Annotated in this window: 22 protein-coding genes; 17 read left to right on the top strand and 5 right to left on the bottom strand. The window is 70.7% G+C overall.

Going from position 1 to position 23532, the window contains the following annotated elements; translation table 11 throughout:
* Positions 1-130 precede the first annotated feature (130 nt).
* The 6 genes from ACTIGN_RS16115 (at position 131) to ACTIGN_RS16090 (ending at position 6516) form a co-directional block, all read left to right on the top strand.
* Positions 131-1105, top strand: a complete 975-nt coding sequence (locus ACTIGN_RS16115; RefSeq protein ID WP_439625609.1) for a DUF1559 family PulG-like putative transporter — start codon at positions 131-133, stop codon at positions 1103-1105.
* 31 nt (positions 1106-1136) lie between these two features.
* On the top strand, positions 1137-1322 hold the full coding sequence (locus ACTIGN_RS16110) for a hypothetical protein (RefSeq protein WP_439625607.1): 186 nt from the start codon (positions 1137-1139) through the stop codon (positions 1320-1322).
* Between the two features lie 78 nt (positions 1323-1400).
* A complete protein-coding gene (locus ACTIGN_RS16105; protein WP_439625605.1) occupies positions 1401-3125 on the top strand; it encodes an alkaline phosphatase family protein in 1725 nt (574 codons plus the stop codon).
* A gap of 421 nt (positions 3126-3546) precedes the next feature.
* Positions 3547-5529 carry a serine/threonine protein kinase gene (locus ACTIGN_RS16100; RefSeq protein WP_439625603.1) on the top strand — a complete coding sequence of 661 codons (1983 nt, stop codon included), beginning with the start codon at positions 3547-3549 and terminating at the stop codon, positions 5527-5529.
* Between the two features lie 83 nt (positions 5530-5612).
* The gene (locus ACTIGN_RS16095; RefSeq protein ID WP_439625601.1) at positions 5613-5948 is read left to right on the top strand and encodes a hypothetical protein; all 336 of its coding nucleotides are present in this window, start codon (positions 5613-5615) and stop codon (positions 5946-5948) included.
* A 403-nt stretch (positions 5949-6351) separates the two neighbouring features.
* Complete coding sequence (locus tag ACTIGN_RS16090) at positions 6352-6516, top strand: type II toxin-antitoxin system HicB family antitoxin (protein WP_439625599.1); 165 nt, start codon at positions 6352-6354, stop codon at positions 6514-6516.
* A 270-nt stretch (positions 6517-6786) separates the two neighbouring features.
* On the opposite strand, the gene ACTIGN_RS16085 is transcribed toward ACTIGN_RS16090, so the two are convergent.
* Complete coding sequence (locus tag ACTIGN_RS16085) at positions 6787-6999, bottom strand: hypothetical protein (RefSeq protein ID WP_439625597.1); 213 nt, start codon at positions 6997-6999, stop codon at positions 6787-6789.
* A gap of 163 nt (positions 7000-7162) precedes the next feature.
* On the opposite strand from ACTIGN_RS16085, the gene ACTIGN_RS16080 reads away from it, so the two are divergent.
* Positions 7163-7858, top strand: coding sequence for a hypothetical protein (locus tag ACTIGN_RS16080; protein ID WP_439625595.1), 696 nt, complete (start codon positions 7163-7165; stop codon positions 7856-7858).
* 107 nt (positions 7859-7965) lie between these two features.
* Positions 7966-8442 (top strand): hypothetical protein, encoded by a 477-nt coding sequence (locus ACTIGN_RS16075; protein ID WP_439625593.1) that lies wholly within the window; start codon positions 7966-7968, stop codon positions 8440-8442.
* Positions 8443-8660: 218 nt separating this feature from the next.
* Here the strand turns inward: ACTIGN_RS16075 and ACTIGN_RS16070 are convergent, their stop codons facing one another.
* Entirely contained in the window at positions 8661-10463 is a 1803-nt protein-coding gene (locus ACTIGN_RS16070; protein ID WP_439625591.1) for a serine/threonine-protein kinase, read from the bottom strand.
* A gap of 111 nt (positions 10464-10574) precedes the next feature.
* Between ACTIGN_RS16070 and ACTIGN_RS16065 the strand changes: the two genes are divergently transcribed.
* Positions 10575-11024, top strand: a complete 450-nt coding sequence (locus tag ACTIGN_RS16065) for a response regulator (RefSeq protein ID WP_439625589.1) — start codon at positions 10575-10577, stop codon at positions 11022-11024.
* Between the two features lie 237 nt (positions 11025-11261).
* Here the strand turns inward: ACTIGN_RS16065 and ACTIGN_RS16060 are convergent, their stop codons facing one another.
* Positions 11262-11579 (bottom strand): hypothetical protein, encoded by a 318-nt coding sequence (locus ACTIGN_RS16060; protein ID WP_439625587.1) that lies wholly within the window; start codon positions 11577-11579, stop codon positions 11262-11264.
* 600 nt (positions 11580-12179) lie between these two features.
* Between ACTIGN_RS16060 and rho the strand changes: the two genes are divergently transcribed.
* The 5 genes from rho to ACTIGN_RS16035 all read left to right on the top strand — a co-directional run bounded on the left by rho (position 12180) and on the right by ACTIGN_RS16035 (position 16203).
* The gene (gene rho / locus ACTIGN_RS16055; RefSeq protein ID WP_439625586.1) at positions 12180-13682 is read left to right on the top strand and encodes a transcription termination factor Rho; all 1503 of its coding nucleotides are present in this window, start codon (positions 12180-12182) and stop codon (positions 13680-13682) included.
* A gap of 121 nt (positions 13683-13803) precedes the next feature.
* The gene (locus ACTIGN_RS16050; protein ID WP_439625584.1) at positions 13804-14631 is read left to right on the top strand and encodes a hypothetical protein; all 828 of its coding nucleotides are present in this window, start codon (positions 13804-13806) and stop codon (positions 14629-14631) included.
* A gap of 40 nt (positions 14632-14671) precedes the next feature.
* Positions 14672-15574, top strand: coding sequence for a hypothetical protein (locus tag ACTIGN_RS16045; RefSeq protein ID WP_439625582.1), 903 nt, complete (start codon positions 14672-14674; stop codon positions 15572-15574).
* 36 nt (positions 15575-15610) lie between these two features.
* Positions 15611-15838, top strand: a complete 228-nt coding sequence (locus tag ACTIGN_RS16040) for a DUF433 domain-containing protein (protein ID WP_439625580.1) — start codon at positions 15611-15613, stop codon at positions 15836-15838.
* Positions 15835-16203 (top strand): DUF5615 family PIN-like protein, encoded by a 369-nt coding sequence (locus tag ACTIGN_RS16035; protein WP_439625578.1) that lies wholly within the window; start codon positions 15835-15837, stop codon positions 16201-16203. The genes ACTIGN_RS16040 and ACTIGN_RS16035 overlap by 4 nt, the downstream gene beginning before the upstream one ends.
* 6 nt (positions 16204-16209) lie before the next feature.
* On the opposite strand, the gene ACTIGN_RS16030 is transcribed toward ACTIGN_RS16035, so the two are convergent.
* Entirely contained in the window at positions 16210-17976 is a 1767-nt protein-coding gene (locus ACTIGN_RS16030; RefSeq protein ID WP_439625576.1) for a hypothetical protein, read from the bottom strand.
* 228 nt (positions 17977-18204) lie between these two features.
* Here ACTIGN_RS16030 and ACTIGN_RS16025 point away from each other — a divergent pair, with 228 nt between their 5' ends.
* Both ACTIGN_RS16025 and ACTIGN_RS16020 read left to right on the top strand, forming a co-directional pair.
* The gene (locus tag ACTIGN_RS16025) at positions 18205-19149 is read left to right on the top strand and encodes a proline racemase family protein (RefSeq protein ID WP_439625574.1); all 945 of its coding nucleotides are present in this window, start codon (positions 18205-18207) and stop codon (positions 19147-19149) included.
* A 269-nt stretch (positions 19150-19418) separates the two neighbouring features.
* Positions 19419-19793, top strand: coding sequence for a DUF6368 family protein (locus ACTIGN_RS16020; RefSeq protein ID WP_439625572.1), 375 nt, complete (start codon positions 19419-19421; stop codon positions 19791-19793).
* A 182-nt stretch (positions 19794-19975) separates the two neighbouring features.
* On the opposite strand, the gene ACTIGN_RS16015 is transcribed toward ACTIGN_RS16020, so the two are convergent.
* Positions 19976-23062, bottom strand: coding sequence for an FAD-binding and (Fe-S)-binding domain-containing protein (locus tag ACTIGN_RS16015; RefSeq protein ID WP_439625570.1), 3087 nt, complete (start codon positions 23060-23062; stop codon positions 19976-19978).
* A gap of 116 nt (positions 23063-23178) precedes the next feature.
* Here ACTIGN_RS16015 and ACTIGN_RS16010 point away from each other — a divergent pair, with 116 nt between their 5' ends.
* Complete coding sequence (locus ACTIGN_RS16010) at positions 23179-23496, top strand: AAA family ATPase (protein ID WP_439625568.1); 318 nt, start codon at positions 23179-23181, stop codon at positions 23494-23496.
* Positions 23497-23532: the final 36 nt, after the last annotated feature.

Raw genomic sequence — 23532 nt, 5'->3', positions numbered from 1 at the left:
GGGACCCCTCCCTTCCCGCCCCCCGCGGCCCCGCCCGGCGCCCCGTGCGGCCCGCGTCCGACCAACCGGGCGCGGACCGAGCCGGCGATTCCGCGGCGGCGCACAGGTCCGGACGGTCACCGAGGCTCCCATGGCACCGCCCCGCCGCGCGGGCTTCACGCTCGTCGAACTCCTCGTCGCGATCGCCATCGTTGCGATCCTGATCGGCCTCCTGCTGCCGGCCGTGCAGAAGGTGCGCGGGGCCGCCGCCCGCGCCGCGTGCGCCAACAACCTGAAGCAGATCGCCCTGGCGTGCCACGCCTACGAGGCGGCGAACGGGTTCCTGCCCCCGGGCGGGATGGCCACGTTCAGCGCCGCCGCCGGCACCACGGACATGTCGAAGGGGAGCTGGGTCGGGTGCCTGGCGTTCGTCCTCCCGTACGTCGAGCAGGACGCGCTCCACAAGATGATTCCTGTGAACTGGAACCCGAAGACGCCGGTCGGTGCCCCGTGGTGGTCGTTCCCGACCGCCCAGCAGGCCGCGCAGGTGAAGGTCAAGGTGTTCCGGTGCCCGTCCGGAAACCTGGACGCGATCGAGGCCAGTTCGGCGGGGCTGTTGTACGCCGCGGTCGACGACGCCTCGGTCCCGGGGGAGTACCTCTGGTCCACCTACAACTTCATCGACGACCCCGTCAGGATGAAGCTGACGAGCTACCTCGCCGTTTCGGGCGTGTTCGGCACCTGCGAGCCGTCGACCCAGGGCGTCCTCGCCAACGGGTCCGCGGTCGCCCTCACCGCGGTGGCCGCCGGCGACGGGGCCAGCAACACGCTCCTGCTCGGCGAGTCGCTCAACACGTCGGCCGGGCCGGTGCCCGACTTCGGGTTCGGCTGGATCGGGGCCACCCCGGCCCCGGCGTGCTTCGGCCTGCCGGCACACGGCACCGAGCTGTGGGGCGACTGGGGCAGCAACCACAACGGGATCGTCCAGTTCGCGTTCGGGGACGGCTCGGTGCGGCAGCTCCGCACGTTCGGGTCCGACGAGGCCGACCCGCGGATGGCGGTGTTCCGGGCGCTGGCCGGGTACCGCGACGGCCAGCAGGTGGACGCCGGGGCCGTTGTGAACTGAGCCGCCCGTTCCTCCCTCCCCACGGTGCCCCATGCGCCGACCGCTCTGGTCGCTCCTCGCCGCGCTCGCGGCCGCCGGGTGCGGCGAGAAGCCACCCGACCCCGCGACCCTTCCCACGGTCCCCTCGCGCGTGCTCGTGCCGCAGAGGCACGACGGGAAGGCCGGCGAGCCGCCCGTGAAGAAGTCCCAGCGCGAGCCCGTGAAGATCGGCCACTGACCGGCCCACTCGCTGCCGGCCGCGGCGGGCCGTACAACACCCCGGCACCGCCGCGCCCCGTCCCCCCGGCACCCGCACATGCGCCACCTCGCCGCCCCCGTGCTGCTCGTCGCGGTCGTCGCCGCGGCGCTCGCCCTCGCCCTCGTGTCGGTGCGGTCCGGGCCGCCCGGCCCGCCGAGGGTGCGGCTCGCCGTGCTCGTCGTGTTCGACCAGATGCGCGGCGACTTCGTGGACCGGTGGCGGCCCCTGTTCGGGCCGGACGGGTTCGCCCGCGTGCAGTCGCAGGGCGCGTGGTTCACCGCGTGCCACTACCCCTACGCGCGGACCACCACCGGCCCCGGGCACGCCTCGATCCTCAGCGGCACGTGCCCGGACCGGCACGGGATCGTCGACAACGCCTGGTACGAGGGCGGGGCCACGGTGTACTGCGCCGGGTCGCCGCGGTACGAGTTCGTCCCGGCCCTCCCGCACCTCGCGGCCAGGAAGGGGGACGTGGGCAACCCGGACCGGATGCTCGCCGAGACGGTCGCCGACGCGCTCAGGGCGCAGCGGCCGGGGGCGAAGGTGTTCGGCCTGTCGCTCAAGGACCGGTCCGCGATCCTCCCGACCGGCAGGCGGCCCGACGGCGCGTTCTGGTTCGACCGCCGGTTCGTCACGTCCACGTACTACGCCGACCGCCTCCCACCGTGGGTCGAGCGGTTCAACGCCTCGGGCGCGGCCGACGCCTGGTTCGGCAAGGACTGGGCGCGGTCCCGCCCCGACCTGGACTACGCGAAGTGGAGCGGGGCCGACGCGGGGCCGGGCGAGGGGTCGGGCGTCCAGGTGCGCGAGGGCAAGGACAAGGTGTGGAAGCAGGGGGCCGAGTTCCCGCACCCGAACACCGGCGGGAAGGACAAGCCCGGCCGGGAGTACTACGACGCGCTGTCGAACTCGCCGTTCGGCAACGAACTCCTGCTCCAGTTCGCCAAGGAGTGCGTGACCGCCGAGGGGCTGGGCGCGGACGACGTCCCGGACCTGCTCGTCGTCAGCTTCTCGTCGAACGACCTGATCGGCCACACCTGGGGGCCGGACTCGCAGGAGGTGCTCGACGTCACGCTCCGCAGCGACGCGGTGGTCGCCGAGTTGCTCCGGTTCCTCGACGCGAAGGTCGGGGCCGGGAACTACCTCGTCGGGATCACCGCCGACCACGGGGCGTGCCCGCTGCCCGAGGCGTCGCGCGCCCGCGGGCTCGACGCGAAGCGGGTGGACCCGGGCGCGATCGTCGCGGCCGTCGACAAGCACCTGACGGCGACGTTCGGCCCGCCGGCGGCGACCGGCGACAAGAGGCCCGGGTGGTTCGCGGCGACGCCGGTCCCGTGGCTGTACTTCGACCCGAAGACGCTGGCCGTGGCCGGCACGAACCGCGAGGCGGCCGCCGCGACCGTGGCCGGGTTCCTCGCGACCTACCCAAGCGTCGTCCGGGCCTACACCCGCGCCGAGGTGGAGTCGCGGGCCCCGACCACCGACGCGGTCCTGGGGCTGGTGCGGCGGTCGGCGTACCCGGGGCGGAGCGGCGACGTGTTCGTGCTGATGCGCGAGTGGGACCTGCCGTCGGGCACCACCGGCACCGGCACCACGCACGGCTCGCCCTACGACTACGACCGGCACGTGCCGCTGATGGTGTTCGGCCCCGGGGTCTCCGGCGGCGCGTTCGCGGAGCCGACGACCCCGCAGGCGATGGCCGCGATCTTCGCGAAGTGGCTCGGGGTCCGCCCGCCGCGGAAGGCCGACTTCCCGCTCCCCGCGGCGCTGCGAGACAGGTGAGTGCGTTGATCGAACGTGTGGCGTCCGGCACTCCCCCGGACGCGGTGTGGCGAGCCACGTGTGCCCGAGGCGGGAACGGTCGCCGTGACGGGGCGCGTGTGGATTCGAGCAGGTGGCCGGGCGAACCCTGAGCGCCAGCGAGGGGGTAGCGCTACCCCCTCGCCGGCGTTCGCCCAAAATCGCCAGCCGCACCCCCCTGCCGCGAGTTGCCCTTGGTGCGGTTGCACAGGAATAGTACACTTGATATTCGCTCCCCAGGCGGACGGTATTCGGTGTCTTTCTGGCGAACGTTTCGGTGGCGATTACCCTGACTGGCAAGACACTCGGTTTGTGCTGCCCCCTGATTCTCTCTATACTGGGGGCGAATTATGACTTATCCTCAATGGATACGTAGCCCACGCGGACCCCAACCGGCAGTCCCATGCCCCCTCCGGTAACCAATACCGAAAGCGGTTCGCACCAACCGTACAGCAAGACCGCCGGAGCCGAGCCGCTGCCGGGCTACCGCCTCATGGAGCCGCTCGGCCGGGGCGGGTTCGGCGAGGTGTGGAAGTGCGAGGCCCCGGGCGGGCTCCACAAGGCCGTCAAGTTCGTCTCCGGCGCCGAGTCCGAGGACGGCCAGGGCGAGCGGCGGTTCGCGCAGGAACTCGAAGCGTTCCAGCAGATCAAGGCGATCCGCCACCCGTTCCTCCTCACCCTGGAGCGGGTCGAGGTCATCGGCGGCGAACTCATCATGGTGATGGAGCTGGCCGACCGCCAGCTCCAGGACCGGTTCCGCGAGTGCCGCACGTGCGGGCTCCCGGGCGTCCCCCGCGACGAGCTGCTCGCGTACTTCGCCGACGCCGCCGAGGCGCTCGACATGATCTCCGCGAAGTACGGGCTCCAGCACCTCGACGTGAAGCCGGCCAACCTGTTCCTCGTGTCCGGGCACGTCAAGGTCGGCGACTACGGCCTCGTCGCGCAGCTCAACCCGGACGGCCCGACCAGCGGGAACCGCGGGCTCACCCCCAAGTACGTCGCCCCCGAGGCGCTCCGCGGCGAGCCGTCGAACCGGTCCGACCAGTACAGCCTCGCGCTCGTGTACCAGGAGCTGCTCACCGGGACGTTCCCGTACAACGGGAAGACGGCGCAGCAGATCATGCTCCAGCACGTCTCGTCGAAGCCGGACCTGTCGGGCCTGCCCCCGGGCGACCAGCCGATCGTCCTCCAGGCGCTGTCGAAGGACCCCGAGCAGCGGTTCACCTCGTGCCTCGCGTTCGTGCAGGCGCTGCTGGGCGTGTCGAGCGCGACGGCGCTGCCGAACACCGGGATGGACGTGCGGCGGGCGCGGGTGCAGCGGTCGATGTCCGAGATGAACCTCCCGCCCGGGGAGGCGATGGCCGACGAGGTGGACACCGGGAACCGGTACCCGGTCGAGTCCACGCAGAACTTCACGCTCCCGGGCGGCGCGGCCAACGTCACCCGGCCCGGCGCGGCCGGCCGGCTCCCGGCCCTCGTCTCGACCAACCGCCGGCCCGGGTCGGTGATCCAGGCCCCGTCCGGCTCGCAACAGTCGAACGCCCGGTCCGTCCCGCAGCAGCCGCAGCCCACGGCCCCGCCCCCGTCGCGGTTCGCGGTCGTCCTCAACCCGATCAAGTCGGTCGTCCCGGTGGCCCGGCTCATCGGGATGCCGGCCCACGACTCGTCGCTGACCCCGCCCGACTTCGCGATGGCCGTGCTCGGCGAGGCGGCCGGCGGCGGGCACATCCCGCAGATGGCCGGCGACCTCGGCCGCCAAGCCGACGGCACCTGGATCTGCCGGTTCCCCAGCACCGTGCCGCTGCCCGTGGTGCCGATCAAGCTCGCCATCGTCCGCGACACGTTCCGGGTGAACGCCGAGCAGCCCGAGCCGACGCAGATCGTGTTCCGGCAGATGGTGACGAGCGGGTTCTTCAGCTCGCGGGCCGCGAAGAACTCGGGGTTCGAGGTGACCGTCCACCTGCCCCCGCCGGGCAAGGTGGTGGGCGAGATCGTCGTCACCGGGACCCTGTTCGGCACCCCGGACAAGGACTTCGCGCGGCAGGCGCAGGACGTGATCCCGCAGATGATCGCCTCGATCCGCCGCGAGCTGAAGAACGTGGACGACCGGCGGAAGCACCCCCGCATCCCGGGTACGTTCCCGATCACGCTGTACCCGATCCACGGCGACGGCGGGATCGACAACCCGGTGTACGCCCGGTGCCGCGACGTGTCGCTGGTGGGGCTGTCGGTCGCGACCGAGACCACGTTCAACACGAAGTACGCCTACGCCGCGTTCGAAGGGGTCGGCATCACCGCCGGCCAGACGATCCTGGTCCGCTGGGTCCGCACCCAGGTCGTGGACCGCATGTGCGTCTCCGGCGGCTACTACCGCACCGACCTGTAATCACCCCGCGCATCAGTGTTGAGCAACTGATTCGCGTCACTCACCCGAACCGACATTCCGTGTTCTTGGCTGCGGAGGCGCAGATGTCACAAGCGTTGCTTGATGGTTTCAACGCTGCGATGCTCAATATTTACGAGGCGGCCAAGCAACTCAAACCGCCGTACAGCGCCCCGCGGTTTTTACGGATGGTTCACGAGCACGGGGGCAAAGAGACAGCCGACCGATTGTTGGCCACTGGCGATCCGTCAGAGGGGTTCACACAGTTGTTCCTTCGCGGCAAGGACAACCTCCGCATCAGCGTAGAATATGTTGTCCTCCAGGACCCGTGGCGCGTACTGTTTGAGCCAGAGCAGTTGGCAGTAGCTCGCAAGCGGTTGCTGGATCACGGATGTCAACTTCCTCCCGAAGACAGTCCTTGAGCTGAATACGGGAGATGTTTCCCTTGTTCCTGTGCGACCACGCCCATCCGTTTGGGTGGTTCCACGTCGCTCTCGGGGGATTGGTGGCAGGCAAATGAGCGGTGTCAACTGGAGGGGTAGCAATGGCGTCAGAGCGAACGAGGTACGGGAGCGGAGTGAACACAAAGTCAGCCGCACTGGATGCTGTGATCCTCGATTTTCCGGTGGATCGTGAGTTCAATGAGTCCGAGGTGGTTGACGAGGTTAGGCGGAGAGGGCTCCCTGAACGGGGGGCAGTTGGGAACCATCTCCGAGCATTGCGAGACAGAGGATTTCTCCGCCAGTCAGGTGGAGGGTGGGTGCGAGTTGAGCAGCCCTAAGTCCCGTGTGGATCACCTGATTACCATTGAACTCGTGAATAAGCATGTCCCTGCCCATTGAAGTCGAGCAAGAAGACGATGGCCGGTGGCTGGCCGAGGTGCCGGAACTGCCCGGGGTGCTGGCCTACGGTGCGACCCGTGAGGAGGCGACCGCGGGGGCGCTCGCGCTGCGGGTACTGGCCGACCGGTTGGGACACGGCGAGGAATGAGTTGGCCCGCGACACGCTGAGGTACTTCGCCCCCTCACCCGCGACTCGCAGAGCCTCGTCGCGACCTCTCCCCCCGAGACCGGGAGCGAGGTGTTGCCGCGGGCCTTCTCCACAGCGACGCGGATGGATCAGCTCAGAGCGGGACCAGTCGCCCCCACCTCGCCCCCGGTCTCGGGGGAGAGGTCGCCGCGCTTCGCGGCGGGTGAGGGGGGGCCACCTTCGATAATCCCACAGGCGAACGTCACACCTCACGTTAATGACACCGCGGTGTCACAGCACCGCGTGCAGCAGCCCCTCGAAGCCGCCGGTCGCGTGGAGCAGTTCGCCGAAGCCGAACGAGCACAGGTTCGCTGCCACCACCGCCGCCAGGTCGCGGCGGTTCGCCCGGCGCGGGTCAGGCGTCGCCACCGGCCACTCGTCCCGCTCGATCTCGGCGGGCCGCTTCGCCAGCGCTCGGGGCGGCGCACAGGTCTCTCGAAGCACGTCCGGCATCACCACCGGGCCGTGCCCGGATTGCGTACGCAGATTGTTGCGGCCTGGTCGTCAAATCGTTAGCATGGCCGCAAGTCAAATGACGGGTACGACCGGACCGTATTCGCACGCCTCGTGCAGAAGACGCCGTGAAGTAAGTCACAACGAGGGCACGATGTCGAACAGCCCATTCGAATTCGGCTCGCCAGATCAAGGCGGGGAGAGCGGCGACGCGAAACCGTGGGAACGGCCCAAGGTCAACCGTGGTGCGAAACCACCGGATCGGGAAGCGAAGCCCCAGGAGGCATCGACCGGGGCGAACATGGTCGGAATCCTGGCCGCCGTCGTGTCATCTGCGGTGGTAACAGGGTTGATGAAAAGCAAGGACGGTGCCTACTGGACGGGGGTGTTGATTGGGGGAGGGCTGGTCGGGGCGGCGTGCGGACTGATCCCGTTACTCGCGGGCCGGGCGTTGGGGCGACCCAGTTTGGCCGGTTGGGGGATGGGTGTGTGTGTCCTGACGGGGCTGTTGCTTGGGGTGACGGGTGCCGGCCCGGTTGCCGTTCTCTTCGCCCTCGTCATTGCCCTACTCGGACAGGCACGCGAGCCGGGTACCCGGAGGCGGGGCGCGCGGCCCGTGGCCGAGAGCGACGACGACATTCCCATCGCCGAACCCGTGCGGGCCGCCCCGCGGCGACAGACCGCGAACCGCGGGCCGGTCTGGAAGGTCACGGGCACCGACACCGACTCGGGCCAGGTAGTCAGCCGGGAGATTGCGGCCGACACCGAGCAGGAGGCGGTCGCGTTCGCCTCGCTTGAGAACATCGAGGTCCAGTCGGTGGAACGCGTGGCGCCAGATCACATCCAGTAGTAAACTGCGGCAGCAAGTCGGGCACCACCCCACCGTGGCCGAGAGGATTCCGGGAACGACCGGGCAGGTGGGCTTGATCGTTCGGCCAGGGACGCGGAGGCGGCACCGTGCGGGTCCTCCAGAACGTCCTCCTGGTCATCGGTGCCCCGGCGCTCGGGGTGGCGACGTGCGGCCTCGGCCTCGCGAGCGTCCTGGCCGCGACGGCATTCCGGACGCGCCCCGGCCAGGACCCGAGCCTCGACTGGGGGGCGACCGGTGCGTTCCTGTGCTGCGGCCTGGGTGGGGGTGCGTTCGGGGCCGTGGCCGGCCTCGTGCTGGCCGTCCGCTGGATGACCCACCACCGGAGTGGCCCGTGGGGGGCGGCCACCTGGGTCGGGGTCGTACTGGGTGTGGCCGTGGTCGCGGCGGTTCGGCTCTCGGGCGTCCTGGGCGGCCACGTGACCGGCGCCGTGCTCCGGTGGGGGCCGGGGTTGGCCTGCCTCCTGGCCGCGGGCGGCACGCTCGGCGGGTTGCTGGGGGGTGCCATCGACGCGCGCCGGGGCCACCGTGAAGCGAGAAGGCGCCGCCGGAGACACACGGCGTAGTTCGCCGAACCCACCGCTGCACCGGACCGAGGCGGCATCAGGCGATCCTGATTCCGAGGGGCAGAGGGCAGAGGACAGAAAGATCGGGCACGTCGGCGCACCTTGCGTTTCGTCCGTGCCCGCGTGCGTGCCCGTGCCCGACTCGGGATTTCCCGTCTTCTGGTCCGCTGCATCCCGTCCGTGATCCGCCTCGTCCGCGTCCCATCGCTTGCCGCCCGTCACCGCAGCGCCGTGACGCGGGCCTTGCGCTGCCGGTAGTACTTCAGCCCGGGGACGAAGAACGACAGCGCCGAGACGGCCCCGAACAGCAGAATGCTCCACGGCCGCACCGGGGCGAGCGGCATCACGACCGCGGCGGCGAACGTCAGCACCGCCCACCCGTAGAACCGGCCCGACAGGATGCCGGCCTTGAACACCATCACCATCCCCGCGGCGATCGCCACCGCGGGGGACAGCGTCAGCGCCGGGAGCGGGATCAGCCACTCGATCGCGAACATGGCGATGCTCGCGCACACCCCCGCGGCCCAGGCGTGCGCGATCTGCCGCTCGACGAACAGCACAGGCCCGGCCGCCTTGCGGATCTGCCACAGCACGGTGCCCCACGTCAGCAGCCCGACCGTCCAGAACCCGAGGTACCACACGTGGTCGGCGACGCCGCTCCACGCGAGCGCCTGCGTGATGAGGCACAGCAGGAAGATCATCAGGCTGTGCCACATCCACAGCTTGCCCCAGTTCTCGAGCACGTCGGCGTGGTGGGTCTCGCGGAACAGCCGGGCGATGAAGAACCGCAGCCCGCTCGGGGCGGCCGCGACCGGCCGGCCGGCGGCGTAGGCCTCCAGGTCGGTCGCCAGGTCCGCGGCCGACGGGTACCGCAGCTCGACCGGCTTCTGGAGGCACTTCAGGCAGATGAGTTCGAGTTCGCGGTCCACGGTCGGGTTCAGCGACCGCGGCGGCACCGGCTCCTGTTCGAGCACCAGCAGCAGCGTGTCCACGGGGTGCGCGGCCTGGAACGGCGGGCGGCCGGTGAGCAGCTCGTAGAGGACCGCCCCGAGCGAGTACACGTCGGCGGCGGCCGTCAGGTCCTTTCGCCCGGCGGCCTGCTCGGGCGACATGTAACTCGGCGTCCCGACGATCGCCCCCGTGCGGGTCAGGCTCCCCGTGCCGTCGAGCTTCTTGGCGAGGCCGAAGTCGGAGACCTTGGGATCGGGGATCGGGGATCGGGGATCGGGGATCGGGGAAAACAGCGAGACTGAGCCGGTGCGTTCGTCCTGAGTTTTTGAGCGGTCTTCGCCCCGATCCCCGATCCCCGATCCCCGATCCCCGCCCACTGCCAGCAGAATGTTCGAAGGCTTCAAATCCCGGTGCAGGATGCCGAGAGAGTGCGCGTGGTGGACGGCCCGGGCGATGACCCCCACGAGCCCGGCGGCCTCCCGCGGGGGCAGCGGCCCGCCGGCCCGCACCCGCTCGGCGAGCGTCTGGCCGCCGACGAACTCCATGCACAGGTACGCCTGCCCGCCGACCGTGCCGACCTCGTGAACGGTCACGATGTGCGGGTGCTTGAGCCGGGCGGCGGCCTCGGCCTCGGTGCGGAACCGCTCGAAGTGCTCCCCGCTGGCGAGGTGCGACTCGCGGATCATCTTCACCGCGACGACCCGGTTCAGGCTCCGCTGCCGCGCCCGGTACACCACCCCCATGCCGCCCCGACCGACCTCTTCCAGCAGCTCGAAGTCGCCGAAGTCGCGGGGCAGCGCCGGCCCCCCGCCGCCCGGCGGGGGCGCGTCGCGGGGGGCCGGCGGTCGCGCGCGGCCGGGCTTCGGGAGCGACACCGTGGACGGGTTGGCCGGCGCCGGGCCGTTGGCGAACCGGGCGAACTGGGCCACGGCCCACAGTTCCCGGAGTTCGGCGGCCAGGTCCGGCTGCTCGCGGGCCGCCGCGTCGACGTCCGGGGCGCGGCCGGCCGCGGCGTCGGCCGTCAGCCGGTCGATCAGACTCGCCAGGCGCTCGTCGTGGTCGGTACTCATCGGTAGCCTTCAGAATAGCCGCCGCCCGGCCCCGGGCCCAAGGTGAAGTCGGTGCCCGTCCGGCCACCGGCACGCCAACTGCTTCATAGTTGATCATGAGGGAGGAAAGCCATGCCGGAATCCGAGTCGATATTGAAAGTCTTGTGCGTGGACGACAACCGGGACACCGCGGACAGCCTCGCGGTTCTGTTGCAGATTGCGGGGTTCGAGGCGATCGCCTGTTACGACGGGGTGAGCGCCCTGGAGGCGGCCGCCAAGTTCCACCCGGACGTGTGCGTCCTCGATTTGAATATGCCCGGGATGAACGGTGACGAACTCGGCCGGCGCGTCCGGGCCGGGGAGGGGAACGCCGACACGACGCTCGTCGCGCTGACCGGCCTGCCCGAGGACGAGGCCCGCGAGCGGACCGCCGCCGCCGGGTTCGACCTGCACCTGACCAAGCCCGTGGACCCGGAGCGGCTCGCGAACACGGTGATCGACATCGTGATCCTGCGGGCCCCGTCGCCGTCGTCGCGGAGTTCAACGCGGATCGTCTGGCCCGCCGCGCGGAGCACCGCCTAGAGCCCGGATCGCCCCCCCCGTCATCACTCGCCCGCTCGCCCCGCCACGTCTCCCGTCTCCCGTCTCCCCCTCCACCCCTCTTTGCACGAGCCACGACCGCCCCCGAGCGGCGGACGCTCCCCCGCGAACATTCCAGAGCACAAAGGTACGGTGTCGGGAAAGACAGCAGGGCTCCGGCCCGTTTCCGCGCCTCGCGCGGGCCGGTGCCGGTTCGTGTCTCCTCTGCACCCGGCGCAGTCACTTTCGAAAGCTGGACCGACTGAACGTTCCCAGGGTCGGGTCGTAGAAGGTGCCGGTGTACCGGGTTCGCCCGGTGCCGGGGTGCGCGAGGTGGCCGGTGCGCGACACGGTCCCGACGACCGGGTTGTGCCCCGGCTTCGGGGCCGGCGGCAGCGGGCGGCCGATCCCGGGGACGCCGGCCCACGACGACCGGCCCGCGGTGCCGTTGAGGACCGTCGGCTCCGGGGGGTGGCTCCGGAACCAGCCCGCGTCGGCCCGGTCGGTGGAGCCGGCGAGTCCCAGGAGGGCAACGGCGAGGAATCGGCGCACGTTCACGGGAGGCTCCGCGTCGGGGTGTCGGGTGGCGTCACAGGCACCCATCGGCACGGGTGCGGCCCGGCGCTCACGCGGTCCGGTGGGCACCTGGGAAAGGTGGCGGGGGCGTGCCGGTCGGGCCGGTCGCGCGGCCCCGGGCCGGGGGCGACCCGCCGCGGTGGGAGTTGGAAATCCGGGCGGGCGGGCGTATAATCCCGTTGACGCGAGGACGGAATCGCGTAGACTCAGGTTAGTTCGGAAGCTTGCACTTTCCGGCGTACTCCGCCCCGGTGGACCGGGCTCCGGTAAAACGCATCTTGACTCCTCCCCCCGCAATCTGGCACTGTGCCGTCCGAATCAGTCACCACTCTCGACTTGCAAACCGAGCCCGGGGCGACCTGATTCCGATTCCAGTGCGGCACCGGGTGACAGTGGGCTCTGGACGCCCGCCCACCGGGGGAGTCGAGAACACGAGTGCAGCGTGGGACTCCAACAGTGAGTGCTATCGGAGAGCGAATCTCCTGACCCGTTCCGGGGGCCGATACCCGCCCCCATCACGACCCGCCGGTGCGAACGAATCCGCCTGTGGGTCCTCTTCTACTCCCGTTTTGAGGATCTGCTATGCCCGACGCCAAGGGCGTCGAAGGGCCGCAACCGCGCCCCTCACTTCTCCGTGCCGCCGCGGCCCGTCGTCCGATCCGCAAGCCCGGTGACCCCACCCCGGCGGCCGGCCCCGCGCCCTCGGCGGTCGCCCCGGCCCCGCCGGTCGCGCCGCCCGCCCCGCCGCGGACCGCGGACCGGGCCGACCGCGAGCGCATGGACCGCGAGTCCGAGCAACCGGCCCGGCCCGCCCGCCCCGGCGGGTGCCGCCTCGACGACCTGTACCGGATGCCCATGCCCCAGCTCTTCAAGCTGGCGGAGAAGGAGGGCATCCACGAGCACACCGGCATGAGCCGGGCGCAGCTCATCGTCGGCGTCGTCCGGCGGCAGATCGAGCGGGGCGAGGTGGTCCGCGGGTCCGGCACGCTGGAGGTGCTCCCCGACGGCTACGGGTTCCTCCGCAGCCAGGCCCACAACTACCTCGCCAGCCCCGAGGACATCTACGTCTCGCCGTCCCAGATCCGCCGCATGAGCCTGCGGACCGGGCTCGTCGTCGAGGGGCCGATCCGCCTGCCGATCGAGAACCAGGACAACTTCGCCCTGATGCAGATCGAGCTGGTGAACAACAAGAACGCCGACGAGGTGAGCGGCGTCACCAACTTCGAGGACCTGACCCCGCTGCACCCGAACGAGCGGCTCCACCTGGAGACGACCCCGGACGAGCTGAGCATGCGGATCGTCGACCTCGTCACCCCCGTCGGCAAGGGCCAGCGCGGGCTGATCGTCGCGCCGCCGCGGACCGGCAAGACGATCCTGCTCTCGAAGATGGCCAACGCCATCATCAAGAACCACCCCGAGTCCTACGTCTTCGTGCTGCTCGTCGACGAGCGGCCCGAGGAAGTCACGGAAATGCAGCGGCTGGTGAACAGCCCGAACGCCGAGGTGGTGGCGAGCACGTTCGACGAGCCGCCGGAAGAGCACATCCACATCGCCGACATCGTGCTGGAGAAGGCGAAGCGGATGGTGGAGCTGAAGCGGGACGTCATCATCCTGCTCGACAGCATCACCCGCCTGGCGCGCGCCCACAACACCGAGACCCCCGGCGGCGGCAAGCTGCTCTCCGGCGGCCTCGACAGCAACGCGATGCAGAAGCCGAAGCGGTTCTTCGGCGCGGCCCGCAACGTCGAGGAGGGCGGCTCGCTGACCATCCTCGCGACCGCGCTGATCGACACCGGCAGCCGCATGGACGAGGTGATCTTCGAGGAGTTCAAGGGCACGGGCAACAGCGAGTTGCACCTCGACCGCCGGCTCGTCGAGAAGCGGGTCTACCCGGCCATCGACGTGAACCGCTCGGGCACCCGGAAGGAAGAGCTCCTGCTCCACCCGGACGAGTTCGACCGCATCCGCATGCTCCGCAAGGTGCTGGCCGACATGCACCCGGTCGAGGCGATGGAGCTGATCGTCAACCGCTCCAAGAAGTCGAAGACGAACATGGAGTTCCTGCTCGGAATGAACCTCGGTTGATGCGAGCCACGGGGTCACCCCCGTGGCCCTTGAACCACACACCACCCCCGCCCGCGGCACCCGCCGCGCCGGGGGTGTTTTTGTGTTCACTGACTGTGGTGAGTGAGTTAGACTCTCCGCCATGCCCAAGCCGTTCGACGCCACGCTGAAGGACCTGATCGCCTCGCACCCGGAGGACTGGCTCGCCCAACTCGGCGTGCCAATCACCGAGCCGCCCGAGGTGCTGTCGGCCGACTTCTCCACGGTCACCGCGGCCGCGGACACGCTGCTCCGCGTCGGGAACCTCGTGGTCCACATCGACGTCGAGAGCGGCCCGGACGACTCGCTCGCCGAGCGGATGCTGCTGTACAATGTGCTGGCGCACCACCACACGGGGCTCCCGGTGCGAACCATCGCCGTGCTGCTGCGGTCGAACGCCCAGCGGGCGAGCCTGACCGACCGGGTCGCCTACGAGCGGCTGTCGTTCGTGTTCGACATCGTCCGCGTGTGGGAGCTGCCGAGCGAAGACCTGTTGAGGGCTGGAATCGGGCTGATGCCGCTGGCACTTCTCGGGAAGCCGGGTGCGGGAAAGACTCGCGAGCAGGCGCTGCCCGAACATGTGGAGCGGATCGCCGACCGGGTGGAGCGCGAGATGAGCCCCGAAGCCGCGAGCATCATGACCGCAACCTACATCCTCGCAGGGATGCACCACAAGGCGGCGTTCGTCAAGAAAGTCTTCAACAAGGTGTTAGCGATGCGCGAGTCGTCGACTTATCAATTGATTCTTGAGGAGGGTGCCGTCGAGCACACACGCGAGCTGATCCTGAAGCAGGGTCGCGTCAAGCTCGGCCAACCGACCGACAAGCAGGCCGCGAAGCTCGGGGCGATCCAGGACCTGGAGCGTCTGGACCGCATCGCAGTCAAACTACTGACGGCGAAGTCGTGGGACGGGCTTCTGCGCGTGACGTGACGGGTTCCTGAGGGGTGGCGGCGTTCTGGGGGACGACGCGATGACCGAAAAAGAGTGGCTCGCAGGAAACGATCCGCTCGTCATGGCTGACCATCTTCGCGGTCAGGCGACCCCGCGGAAGACGCGACTTCTGTTGGTCGCGGCTTGCCGACACATTTGGGAGTCGGTTCGGGAGAAGCGAACCGGCAAATGGCGAGATGAAGTCGAGATGGAGGAAACGAATGGGCAGATTTTAGAGATTGGCGAGATGGTTGCCGACGGTTTGATCACCCATGACGATGCGCTCGAACAGGCTCCCGATCCCGATGTTGGTTCCTTGACGAACTTGACCAGTGCGTGTCCCGAAGTCTTGCTCGCAGTTCGTTACGCCGTGGGATTGATGGTCATTGCCTGGGGGTATCACGACGCGGACAAATTCGCCAAATCAGCCTGCTGGACGAGCGTCGCCGAAGAGGACTTTGACCTCCTTCCGTCTCACGCGGTCTTCTGCGAGAATCATAGTGAGGTCGCATTCGAGGAGTGGATCGCTGCGGAGCGAACCGAACTGGCCCGCGCGATCAGGAACTACGAAGAAGAGTTCGAGGAGGGGTACGGGCGTTGTGTCGTCATGTCCAGTCATCCCCCCGACGTACAGCAAGAGATCTACCAAGACGGCCGTGCCGCGATGGAGCAAGAATCCCAGCACCACGCACATCTCCTCCGCGACGTCTTCGGCAACCCGTTCCGCCCGGTGGCGTTCGACCCCGGGTGGCGCACTGACACCGTGGTGTCACTCGCGAAGCACCTGTACGAGTCGCGGGACTACTCGGCGATGCCGATTCTCGCCGATGCGTTGCAGGACGCCGGGTGCGAGGACGAGGCGGTCCTGGCGCACTGCCGCGACCCGCAGCAGGTCCACGTCCGCGGGTGCTGGGTCGTCGATCTGGTGCTGGGCAAGGCGTGATGCGTGGTACAATGCCGCGACACACGGGGAACGCACATGACCTTCGACCGCATCACACACGACCCGCTTCAAATGGGCGGCAAGCCGTGCGTCCGCGGGATGCGGGTGACGGTCGGCACGGTCGTCGGCCTGCTCGCCGCCAAGCGGTCGCCCGACGAGATCCTTCGCGCGTACCCGTACCTGGAGGCCGCCGACCTCGACCAGTGTCTCGCCTACGCCGCGTGGCGGCTCGAAGAGCGGGAGCAACCGCTGGTGCTGTCGTGAGCCTCGCCCTCCTGGTGGACATGAACCTGTCTCCGGACTGGGTCGCGTTCCTCCAGGGGCACGGGCACACCGCGGTCCACTGGTCGGCGGTGGGCGACCCGCGAGCCCTCGACACCGACCTTGTCGCGTGGGCGCGAGCGAACGGCCACGTCATCCTGACCCACGACCTCGACTTCGGGGCGATCCTGGCTCAGACGCACGCCGCCGGCCCGAGCGTCGTCCTCGTGCGGAGCCAGGACACACTCCCCGCGGCGATCGGCCCGGCAGTGGCCGCGTCGCTTCAGCAGTGCGAGGCCGACCTCCTCGCCGGCGCGCTCGTCGTGGTCGATGTGGCCCACCGCCGCGTGCGCATCCTGCCGATTTGAACTCAATCACGCGGCGCGGCTGCTCGGCCCGAACGAGAGCAGGTCCGCGTGCGGCTCGGGCTCCTCGATGGCCCACGGCACCTCCGACTCGGGCAGGTCGATGTCCAGCACCACCGCCGCGAGCCGCTCCACCTCCGCCCGCAGCGCCACCAGTTCCGCCGACGGGGCCGACAGCGTGGCCGGGGCCAGCGACGCGGCGTCGGCGGCCGTCGCCTCGGCGAGTGTTGCGCGGTCGGCGGCGGTTTGTTGAGAGGTCACGTCGGCCTCGCGCTCGCCGACCCTCACGAGCCGCTCGTGCAGGTCGTGGTACCGGCCCTCCAGCGCGGCCCGCTCCTCGGCGACGCGCTCGCGGTGCGCGAGGAGCGACTTGGCGTGCCGCGCGAACAGCCGCTCCCACCGCCGCCGCAGCACCCGCAGCCGGCGGACGATCCGGTGCGACCCGGAGTCGTGCAGCGCCTCCCCGACCGCCTGCTCCGCGGCCATGGCCCGCGAGGCGTACCGGGTGAGGTCCGCGAGCACCGCCTCCTGCACCCGGTTGAACTCGGCGATGGCCTGCGTCATCCGCTCGCGGTCGGCGGCCCAGTACCGGAGTTCCTCGCGGAGCCGGGTGTGGTCCGACGCGCGGGCCTGCTCCCACCGCGCGAACACCCCGGCGTGCGCCGCCTCGCGCCGGGTGACCGTGGCGATCCGCCGCTCGAGGTACGCTTCGAGCTGCTCCCGCTCCGCCTGCCACCGGGCCTCGAACGCGGTCAGGTTCGACTGCCACGCTTCGAGCTTCAGCCGCAACTGCCACAGGTCGTAGGCCTCGGCCCGGCGGCGGGCGTCGGCCCGGATGAGCCGCTGCTCGCGGGCGTCGAGGTCCTGCTCCTTGTGCCGCAGGGACCGGGCGAGGTCCTCCATTTCGAGCACGGTCTGCCGCTCGGCCCGGTGCCACCGCGAGCGGGCCTCGGCGAGTTGCGCCAGCTGCTCGGCGACGAGCCGGCGGCGGTCGTCGACGTCGGCCGCCTCCTGCTCCAGCGCCGACCGCAGCGCGGCGACCGCGCCGCGCTCGCGGTTCAGGAGCAACTCGCGGTGCGCGAGGTCGTCCGGGTTCGGCGTCCGAACCAGGTCCTCGGGCAGCTCGACCGAGAGGAGTTCGGTGCGGATGCGGTCGCGGCGGAGTTCGAGCTCGGTCAGCACGGTGCGGGCGTTCCGCACCCGGTGCTCCAGCGCGGCGGCCTCCTCCTGGAGCCCGGCGTTCTCGGCCTCGGTGCGGGCGAGCCACTCGGCCGCGGCCCGCGACACGTGCTGCACCTCGGCGGCGCGCGCCTCCAGCGCCGCGTTCTGCTCGGTGAAGTACCGCGCGGCCTCGCCCCACTCGGCCGCGGCCCGCTTCTGATGGGCCTCGACCAGCCCCCAGGCGGCCGCGATCCGGTCCCGGGCGGCGGCCGCGGCCGCGTGGAACTCGCTGCGCACGGCGTTCAACTGTGAGACGTCCCCGGCGAACTTCTCGCGGTCGGCGGCGAGGTCCGCGAACTGCTCGGCGAGCCGCTGCCGGGTGTCCGCGGTCCGCTGTTCGAGGCGGCTGGCGAACCGCGCGGCGAGCCTCCGGGCGCGGCTCCGGGCGCGGGCGGCGTCGGCGTGGGCGGCGCGTGCCTCGGCCAGGAGCCGGTCGGCGGCGGCGCGGTCGGCGGCGACCCGCTCGCGCTCGGCCCGGAGGTCGTCGCGGGCCTGTGTCACCGCCGCTTCGCGCGCCGCGAGGTGCTGGTCCCGTGGGTCCGTGGAATCGCTCATGCCCGCCTCCTGCCGGCCGGAAGATACACAATCTGGTATCGGTTTGATGCGCGGCGCAGGTTAGCGAAAGTGCGGGAAGGTGGGGCTGGAGGGGTTCTCGGGGGCCGCGCGGCGGAGGTCGGTTCGGCCCGGAGCTGCGCGCCGCCTGCATTCGGCGCACACGGGTTCACGACGTGTACCGCGGGCGGCTACAACGTCGGGAATCCGCCCCTTCCCCAGGCGCACGCCATGCACCGCACCACAGTGATCGACTCGCACACCGGCGGCGAACCGACCCGCGTCGTCGTCTCGGGTGGACCGGACCTCGGCACCGGCCCGCTCGCCGACCGCGCCCGCCGGTTCGGTGCCGAGTTCGACGGGTTCCGCTCCCGCGTGGTGAACGAGCCCCGCGGGTCGGACGTGCTCGTCGGCGCGCTGCTGTGCGAGCCGAGCGACCCGGCGTGCGCCGCGGGGGTGATCTTCTTCAACAACGTCGGCGTGCTCGGCATGTGCGGGCACGGCACCATCGGCCTCGCGGTCACGCTCGCACACCTCGGGAAGATCGCGCCCGGCGAGTACCGCGTCGAGACGCCCGTCGGCGTGGTCACGGCGGAGCTTCACGACGCCCACCGCGTCACCGTGCGGAACGTGCCGAGCTACCGCTACCGCAGGGCCGTGGCCCTGGACGTGCCCGGCGTCGGCCCGGTGGTCGGCGACATCGCGTGGGGCGGGAACTGGTTCTTCCTGGTCGCCAACTACCCCGAGGCGCTCACCGTTGCGAACGCCGAGCGCCTCACCGACGTGAGCTGGCGCATCCGCCGCGCACTCGAAGCGGCCCGCGTCACGGGTGCGAACGGCGGGGTGATCGACCACATCGAACTGTTCGGGCCGCCGCTCGACGCGGCGAACCACGGCCGGAACTTCGTGCTGTGCCCGGGGAAGGCCTACGACCGCTCGCCGTGCGGCACCGGCACGAGCGCGAAGCTCGCGTGCCTGTTCGCCGACGGCAAGCTGCGGCCCGGCGACGTGTGGCGGCAGGAGAGCGTGACCGGGAGCGTGTTCGAGGGCACCGTCGCGCCGACCGGCGACCCCGGCGTCGTGGTGCCGAGTATCACCGGCACCGCGTTCGTGACCGCCGAGGCCACCCTCCTCGCCGACCCCGCCGACCCGCTCAAGGACGGAATCCGGATTTGAACAGATAGCCGGTGACTCCTGGGTAGAATTGTACCGCAACGATCCAACGCCGGGTGAGTTGCACAGCACGACGGGGCCGTCCATACGGCAGCGGTTCACTGGCGATCGAGGGCGCGAACGTGGGACCGGCGTGTTGCCTGTTGATTCCTCTCGGGACGCGGAAGAATGCCGATGCGGCCGTCAAGCGCCTCCTCAAACTCGCCACCTGTGGAGACCGGTACGGGTTCGGGGGCCGCGACACGCGTCCGATCGGTGGACAGATCTTGGATATGGCGTCGCCACTGTGTTGCGGAGAGTTCAGGCTCGATCCCGAGATCGAGGGGTACGAGGACGGAATTGAAGAGGCGTTCGGATTCCGGCCCGATCCCGAGAGCATCAGCATCAGCGCCTGCTGCAACTTGCCAGACGACCACCGCGCACTTGCCGTGGTCGCTGCTTACCTTGCCGAGCAAACCCGCGGCGTCGTCCGTTTCGATCAACCGCCGTGGACGTTAATCCGTCCCCGGCTCAAAGATGTTTTGCTGCCCGGTCGCTCACGCAAGTTGCTGTGGAACGGCCTGCGGAAGCATGGGTGGCAGGTGTTCCTCGACGGCGAGGCGATGCGGGCGTGGTCCCGGCACCCGGACTGCGTCATGCCCAAATGAGGCCGCCGGGTGCGCGAACATCCCGCGGGCGTGTCCCTGGTACGACGCACCCACCACGAGGCACCGCATGGACCCCGGACCGCTGGTCCGCCAGCACCTCGGCGACCTCGCCATCCCGGTGTTCGTCGACACGCCGTACCACACGGGCCAGCAGGCGACCGAGCCGGGCGCGTGACGCGCGGTCAGCGGCCCGCCCCCTCCCCCGCCAGCACCTCGAGCGGGTGGAGCGCGACGCGGCCGGTGAGGTCGCGGATCTGGTGCCGACACGAGGTGCCGGTCGCCACGATGGTCGCGTCGGGCTCGGCGGTCACCGACGGGATCAGCGACAGGTTCGCGACCGCCACGCTCACGTCGTAGTGCTCCCGCTCGTACCCGAACGCGCCGGCCATCCCGCAGCACCCGGCGTCGAGCACGGTCACCCCGTCCCCGCACGCGAGCCGCAGGGCGTCGGCCGAGCCTCGTACCCCGACGAGCGCCTTCTGGTGGCAGTGCCCGTGGAACAGCACCTTTCCCGGCCGGGGGCTGACGTCGAGTGACACCCCGTTGTCACGCACCTGCCGGGCGAGCCACGCGTCGGCGAGTTCGGCGACCGCGGCCACGCGCTTCGCGGCCGGGCCGGGCACCAGCTCGGGCCACTCGTCGGCCAGCGTGAGGATACAGCTCGGCTCCAGCCCCAGCACCGGCACGCCGGCCGCCGCGGCCGCGTCGAGCCTCGCGATCCCCCGCTTCGCCAGCTCGCGGGCGTCGGTGAGGAACCCCTTCGAGATCATCGCCCGCCCGCAGCACACGCCCGCCAGTTCGACCGTGTACCCGGCGCGTTCGAGGAGCGTCACCGCGGAGCGGCCGATCCGCGGCTCCTGGAACGTGGTGAAGCAGTCGTCGAGGAGGATCACACGACGCGAGTGCGGAGCGCGGAGTGCGGAATTCGGAATGACCGCACCGGACTTCTGGTGCTCGCTCCGCGTTCCGCGTTCCGCGCTCCGCGCTCGGGAGAACCAGCGGCGGAAGTGGTCGCGGTGCCACTCGGGGAGCGGGCGGCGGCGGTCGATGCCGGCGGCGGTTTCGAGCAGGCGGCGGAGGAACGGGCGGCGCGCGAGCCAGTTGTTGAGCCCCGCGAACCGGGCCGCGAGCGGGCTCAGGCGGTGGATGTTCTTGACCGCGAGGTGCCCGAGCGGCCGCGCCCGGTCGGCGTAGTACGCCTGGAGGAACTCGGCCTTCAGCTTCGCCACGTCCACGTTCGCCGGGCACTCGCTCTTGCACGCCTTGCACGACAGGCACAGGTCCATGACGTCGTAGACCCACCGCTGCGAGAGTGGCGAGCGGGGGGCGTGAGCCCCCCGAGGGCGCGCGAGAGGCGCACACTCGGGGGGCGCACGCCCCCCCCGCGCCGGGGCTGCCCGCGTCAATCGCAAGGCGGTCGCCCGCGCCCGGGTGGTGTCCTTCTCGTCCCGCGTCGCCCGGTAGCTCGGGCACATCGCGCCGCCCTGGGTCTTGCGGCACACGCCGGCCCCGTTGCACGCCTCGGCGCTGCGGAAGAACCCGCCCTGCTGGCCGAAGTCGAGGACCGTGGGCGGGTCGGCGGGCACCGGACCGGGCGGGACGCGCCAGTTGGCCTCCATCGCCGGGCCGTCCACGACCTTCCCGGGGTTCAGCACGTTCTCCGGGTCGAACCCGCTCTTCACCCGCTTGAACGCCTCGTACACCGCGGGGCCGAACATCTTCCGGTTCCACTCGCTCCGCACCAGCCCGTCGCCGTGCTCGCCGCTCAGGCTGCCGTTGAAGCTCAGCACGAGGTCGGTCACGTCCTCCATGATGCGGCGCATGCGGACCACGTCGTGCGGGTCGTGCAGGTTCAGCACCGGGCGGATGTGCAGGCACCCGACGCTCGCGTGGCCGTAGAACGCGCCGTCGGTGCCGTGCCGGTGGAAGATCTCGCGGAACCGGGCGGCGAACTCGGGGAGCCGCTCGGGGGCGACGGCGCAGTCCTCGACGAACGTGGCCGGCTTGCCGTCGCCGGGCATCCCGCCGAGCAGCGGCACGGCCGAGCTCCGCAGCGCCCAGAGCGGGTCGCGGACGGCCGGGTCGAGCGCCGGGACCGACGCGAGCCGCCCGACCGCCGGCCCGAGCCGGCGCTCGAGTTCGTGGACCCGGTACGACACGTCGGCCGCGTCGTCGGAGCTGAACTCGACCATGAGCAGCGCCTCGGGCCGCCCGCGGACCGCGGCCATCGTGTCCCTCAGGCTCCGCTGGTTGCGGGCGAGGTCGATGAGCATCCGGTCCATCAGCTCGACGGCCGACGGCCCGAGTTCGAGGCACACCGCGAGGGCGTCGAGGGCGGCCCGGAGCGAGTCGAACTGCGGGACGAGCAGCCCGCGGTACTTGGGCCGCGGCACCAGCGCGAGTTCGGCCGCTTCGAGCACGACGAGCGTGCCCTCGGAGCCGACGAGCAAGGGAACGAGGTCGGGGGTCGGGAGTCGGGAGCCGGGAGTCGGGGAAGACGTGGGACCGGTCGGCTCATTTGTTCGGACCCCTGCCCCCGGATTCCTGACTCCCGGCAGGAGGCCGGCCAGGTTGTACCCGCTCACCTTGCGGACGATCTTCGGCGTGCGGGCGACGATCTCGGCGGCGTTGTCGCGGACCGCGGCATCGGTGGCGCGGTAGGCGCTGCCCTCGCGGGTGCGCAGCTCCAGCTTCCGCTCGTACTCGGCAGCAGTGAGCGGGCCGAACGCCGCGCGGCTCCCGTCGGAGAGGATGGTGTCGAGCGACAGGACGTGGTCGACGGTCTGGCCGTACACGACCGAGCGCGCGCCGGCCGAGTTGTTGCCGAGCATCCCGCCGAGGGTGGCGCGGCTCGCGGTGGCGACGTCCGGCCCGAAGATGAGCCCGTACTTCGCGACCTCGCGGTTGAGTTGATCGAGCACGACGCCGGGCTGCACCTTCACCTTGCGGCCGGTGACGTCCACCGGGCCGATCGCGTTGAGGTACTTCGAGCAGTCGATGACGAGGCCGGGGCCGATCGACTGGCCCGACAGGCTGGTGCCGCCGCCGCGGGCGGTGATGGGGACGCCGAGGTCGGCGGCGATCTGCACGGCGGCGACGAGGTCGCCGGGGGTCTTCGGGATGGCGACGCCGAGCGGCCGCACCAGGTAGTGGCTGGCGTCGGTGGCGTACAGGTTCCGGGACGTGTCGTCGAACCGCACCTCCCCGCCGGTGTGCTTGCGGAGGCTGCGGACGAGCGAGTCCCGGCGTTCGGTCGCGAAGTCGTGCATCCCGGTATTGTCCGACCCGCCCGTGAAGCGGGGAAGACGCGCGGCGCGAAGAATTGTGCGGCCACCGGCCGCCCGCTCGTTGCACGCCTGCCTGGGGCTCCGGTACAGTGACGGGTATGTCGAAGCAAAAGGGCACAACCACGAAGCCGCCCGCCAACGGCACCCCTGCGAAGGCCGAGCCGCCGCGCGCCGCCTACTTCCTCTCGTTGACCCTGGAGAACGTCCGCTGCTTCGGCCCGAAGCAGACCCTCGACTTGTCGGATGGCAAGGGTAAGCCTGCACCGTGGACCATCATCCTCGGACTGAACGGCACCGGGAAGACGACGCTGCTGCAGTCGCTTGCGGGCCTCGAATTGGTCAGCCTGGACTCATCGAATTGGATGAAGCTTCATTTGATCCCCCCGCCTGCCGATCGACTAGGCTCTGTCTGGTGAATCTGTAACCGGGGCAAGTTTCCGGAGATAGCGCTG

It is taken from the genome of Gemmata sp., from assembly GCF_051859125.1.
GTDB lineage: Bacteria > Planctomycetota > Planctomycetia > Gemmatales > Gemmataceae > Gemmata.
Note: the sequence above shows the minus strand (reverse complement) of the source record. Positions and strands in the feature narration are given on the sequence as shown.